This is a genomic window from Mesotoga sp. B105.6.4, from assembly GCF_002896535.1.
Taxonomy (GTDB): domain Bacteria; phylum Thermotogota; class Thermotogae; order Petrotogales; family Kosmotogaceae; genus Mesotoga.
This window is the reverse complement of record NZ_JWIM01000117.1, coordinates 1-4705: the sequence shown is the minus strand read 5'-3', so window position 1 is coordinate 4705 and position 4705 is coordinate 1. Positions and strand designations below refer to the sequence as shown.

Annotated in this window: 2 protein-coding genes and 1 pseudogene; all 3 read right to left on the bottom strand. The window is 46.1% G+C overall.

Annotation, left to right across the window (positions count from 1 at the left end; translation table 11 throughout):
• Positions 1-1316: pseudogene (locus RJ60_RS14945) on the bottom strand (ABC transporter substrate-binding protein); the annotation flags it as partial.
• Between the two features lie 113 nt (positions 1317-1429).
• The gene (locus RJ60_RS14940; protein ID WP_103135275.1) at positions 1430-2818 is read right to left on the bottom strand and encodes an ABC transporter substrate-binding protein; all 1389 of its coding nucleotides are present in this window, start codon (positions 2816-2818) and stop codon (positions 1430-1432) included.
• A 115-nt stretch (positions 2819-2933) separates the two neighbouring features.
• A complete protein-coding gene (locus RJ60_RS14935; protein WP_103135274.1) occupies positions 2934-4088 on the bottom strand; it encodes a carbohydrate binding domain-containing protein in 1155 nt (384 codons plus the stop codon).
• Positions 4089-4705: the final 617 nt, after the last annotated feature.

The window sequence follows — 4705 nt, the reverse complement described above, 5'->3', positions numbered from 1 at the left end:
ACTACTTCGATGAGGCTTTGAGAACGGGCCTCCAGCTCATCGGCTATTGCATCCAGATCTCTTATTACCTCGGGCATATACTTCTCTATGTTCCATGTCCTGTTTCTGTCGAGATTGTTTCCGACTAGCTTTCTTACGTCCAGAGCAATTTCTTGAATCTGCGCTACGCTTCTCTGCAGAAAGGTTATTGTATCTTCGTACATCCCCGTCGTCACTTCTAAGGAGATGTAGTTTGTTCCTTCGTTAAGGTAAAAATAATAAGGCTCTCCCTGTTCGCCGGCGATGACTTTGTCTTTCCAAGTTGCGTCGGTAGGCTCGAAGCGATACTGTGCAACTTCGGAAAAAGGAATGCGCCCGTTTATGTAGATTCTTCTGAATACCGGAATACCACGATTTTCAGACTGTTGGTATCTGAAAGCGAGGCCGTAAAAACCGGCCTTTTGAACGTAAGCAACCCAGGTAATCATCTGCCCGGAGTACTTGAAAGTGCTGCTGCTGACCACATTCACTTTCTTCTTAAGCACTTCATAGGGCGTTACAGAGGGTGTCTGGAGATTGACTATAGAAACGGCAAGATCGGATTTCCCGATCAGATTCTCGGCTTCGATAACAATGTTTTCATCTTCGATATCCTGCTCGTCCTTATAGCTCGAATCCCTCAAGTAATCTTCGTAATCAGGGGTCTCGCTGAATGACTCATCGCGCAGAACATAGAGTTCATCTATATGAAAGCTGCTCCTGAGGTTTCTTATCAGCAGTGTATTAATTCCGGCCTTCATAGAGAACGCCACCGGTTCTCCGGAAACCCTCTTTGCATCTTTGAAGTAACTGTAGATAGGCTTGTCATAAATCCTTTGCTCAGGTACGATCTCGTTTCCGTATCTGTCAAGCGCCTTGGCTTCAAAATCGTAGTAACTCAAAGTGTCTAGAAGTATAAGGTGATTGTCATCGCCATTTACGGTCACCTCGAGAAATCCATTAGTATTCGTTTTCTCGGGATATGAAACGCGGCAAAAGAGAAGAAAATCACCGCTTCTATCGAGCTCAATCTCGAGAAGAATCTCATCGTCAACATCAAAATCATTATTGATCAGCTTTGTGCTCACCGGATCTTCTGTCCTATACATAAAAGCATTCTGAAAACCCTCAAGCATGGTTTCGATCTCTGCGGCGCTCAAAACATGCGAGTCCACCCCTCTCTCCAATTTCAATCCCTGGTATTCCATGTACTGGTTCCTGCCAACCACATAGAATACGGAGATTATGGAAGAAGCGATGGCTACGACTGATATGGTCCAGATGAATAGCTTTTGCACACTCTCAATCCTCCGTGTGACTAACAGTGAAATTGACAAGCAAGAAAATCGATCTGCGGGTTGCGTATTACGGCACGAAATCGACTCGCCTCCCACAGATCGTAATCAGGGTTCTATCTGCCTTCAACCTGCTTCCTTATTTTAAGGAAGTTCTGTTCCGCTTGCATTAGCTTGGACTCGAAGATCTGCCACTTCTCTCTTATAAGCTGGTTTGCCTTCTCCTGGGTCTCGGCCGCGACTGCTTGCGGTTGAGTGGCTCCGCTTCTTATCCTTTCGTTTACCGGGAATATCACATCCCAGATGACTTCATACCATCCAGGAACCGTCTTCCACATGTCGATTCTCACAGTCTTGTCCAGGTTGTTGAGCATGAACTTCACTCCATCTGGAATCTTCATCTCTTCAAAGTAAGACAAGACATCGGGATGCATAGTAGCCGGAACAAACCAATCGATCAGCCTATCATTTTCTTCCAGGCTGTACATTTCAAGTCTCGCTATTACTCCTCTGGGATCGTATGTCAGGAAACGAGCAAAGAGAAACGCCTCTTCCGGATACTTCGTTGTGGAGGTCACGAAAGTGTAGTTTATGTGCACCGGGATTCTCATGCCTATCTCGGAGTTCTGCGGGAGCGGGTAGTAGTCGAAGTTCCAGGGCAGAGTTCTTATCCAGCTCCAGTCGTAAGTCGCCTCGAATCCGGCAAGAATCTTCGACTCTCTGAAAGCGTCTGCATCTCTTCCAAACTTCCTCTGATAATCGTCGAGCTCGCCCTGGTTTCTGAGTTCCTGGTTTATCAGGTCGTCCGAAACTAGACCGGGAACGGACTTTAACTCCTTCTGGAGCGTAATGGCCGGGATCCAGCCGCCTTTTACAAGATCGAACTCCATCTTTGCCGTGTCAAAACTCCAGAAAGTCGTCCTTTCACTTAGCACAGCGGCCATAAAGGTATCGAACTCCCATAGCTGGTTTATGCCGGAGTACTCTCTCGTTGTTGCCCTTCTCAGGTAGGTCTTGAATTCATTCACATTCCATTCGTAGCTTGGTTGGGGGAGATTCAGTTTTTCAAGAAGATCGAGATTGAGAATTATCGCTTCGAAGTGCAGCCTCTCTCCTAGAGCATAAACTTTTTCATTGTACTTGTACGCTTCTCGGACGCTTTCAGGAACGAATTCGATGTATGGATCGTCGACAAGAAAACTGTCCAGGGGATAGACCCAGCCCTGAGAAACCGGGTAGGAGAGCGGCTCCCACGACTGGGCCACCACATCGGGGAGCGGTTGCCTGGCAGCGACCTTTGCCGTGAGAAAGCCGTTTACATCCGGTTCGTTTGCCAGCACAATGACTTCGATATCTGGGTAGTACTTGTTGAACTCTTCAACGAGCTTCTTGTAGTTGTCTACGTCCCAGCTCCACACGGAAACTGAAATAGTTGCCTTTGAAAACAGAGAGCCTGCGAAAAGAAGTATCACAATCACCGAAATACAGAAGAGATTCTTCTTCACAAAAGTACACCTCCCGGGTTTTATTATGAAACAAGACCATCAGATCATGTAACTTGTTACAACAAAGACCTAAATATTGGGCAATCTCCAAGATTGCCCATAAGATACCTCTACTCTAATCGGAAAGGACCGGTCTTATAGAAACATTATCTAAGTAGATCGTAGTAGGAAATTCCTTTCCCAGTTCGATGCTGAGCGTGACTATAGGATCTCCATCTTCTGGATGAAGATAGTCGAACTCGAAAGTCTGCCACTCCTCTGTCAGGTTAAGAGTTTGCTCCATGTAAAGCCCGTAGGGCGCTCCGGTTTGCACCAGCTTGAAGAAAATGGGTCTGGACGAGTCCGCCTTCGCCATCACTGAAATCTTGTATGAACCGCCCTGTCTAATCCTTATCCACTGATTGAACTGAATATGCCATGACTCCACGCCGACATCTTCAAGGACAAGGTAGGCAACTCCTTCCTTCACACCATGCTCGGCCACCTTAGCTCCGCTTATGTTATACGTGCTCGCCTGCCATATCCACCACTCGAAGGGAAGGCTCGCCTGATCATTCGCGATTCCTAGGCTGAAATCACCGTTGCTTACAAGTTCTGCCGGTTCTTCCTCTTCGAAGAAGTAATCAATAGCCTCCGATTCGTCAACTGCCTCCTTCTCTTTCACAGGAATCTCCGACTTGTCAACGGGCTTTACGACGACATCTCTGAAGAAGATGGTCGTTGCCAGTGACTTCCCAAGTTCGAAACCGAACGTGACTACTTCGTCGGAAGTCCTTCCGTGGGTATAGTAGAACTCAAACGTCTGCCACTCTTCCCCAAGTGCAACGGTCTCTGCGAAGTAGTTGGTCCATGGCTCATGAGTCTGCAAAATCTTCACGTTGATAGACCTTGGTGCAGCTGCTCGAGCTTTGAATGAGACAAGATAGCTTTGTTCGGGTACCAGGTGCGTCCACTGATTAAACTGGATATGCCATGGCTCGGGACCGGCGTCTTCAATATTTATGAACACCGAGCCGTCTTCAACACCAAAACTTGAGACTATTGCGCCGCTAACTCCAAATCTGCCGGCTTCCCAGAACCACCATTCGTAAGGACTGTTTCCCTGATCGTTAACTATCGGGGAGGTGAAATCTCCGTTTCTTATCACACTTTCTCTGTGAAGATCTTCAGCAGCTACGGAGTTTGTCGACTCTGCAGATCCCGATAAGCCAACAAGCGGTAAAAAAGCAAAGCAAAAAACTAAAGCAAACATAAGTATCGATTTCGACATTACTCTCACCCCTTTAAGTCAGATTTGACGGATTTCTATCTGTTTCCATGCACGGAAAAAGCCGAAATTTCCTAACTTGAATGCTTCCAATTTCCACAAGAGGTACTCTTTCTTCAGCACTATTCATAATCAATAAAAAAGGGAAGTCTGCATACAATGCTATAAAACGAAGTTCGACAGCGAGTGTGTTATGAAACTGCTCATGAAACTTGATAAATCATATCACTGAAACTTGTTACATGCAAAGTCCGAGAATCGCTCTCCAGCAATTTCCTGCTCTGAGGATTCGGAATGAACTGCTCTGCCCGTTCATCTCGTGCCATCCACAAATCAATTCTATAGCTAGATCTATCTTCTTAAGAATCGGATCTTATCTTCAGTACTAGATTTGGAAATCAGGTCATCGTAACTTCAATATGCCGATAGAAGGCGGATTCATCCGATAGTGATCTTCACAGTTCACGATCACTGCACTTGAAATATTTAATAAGATTTGAAGGAATAACGGCTTTTGCGGTTCCGAAAGCATTACATTCAGTCATGCTGAAGCAGGGATCGTCCTTTGTCCTTCCAGATCATAACAGTTGCAGGAGTGCGAATAAGCCAGTCACCAATAG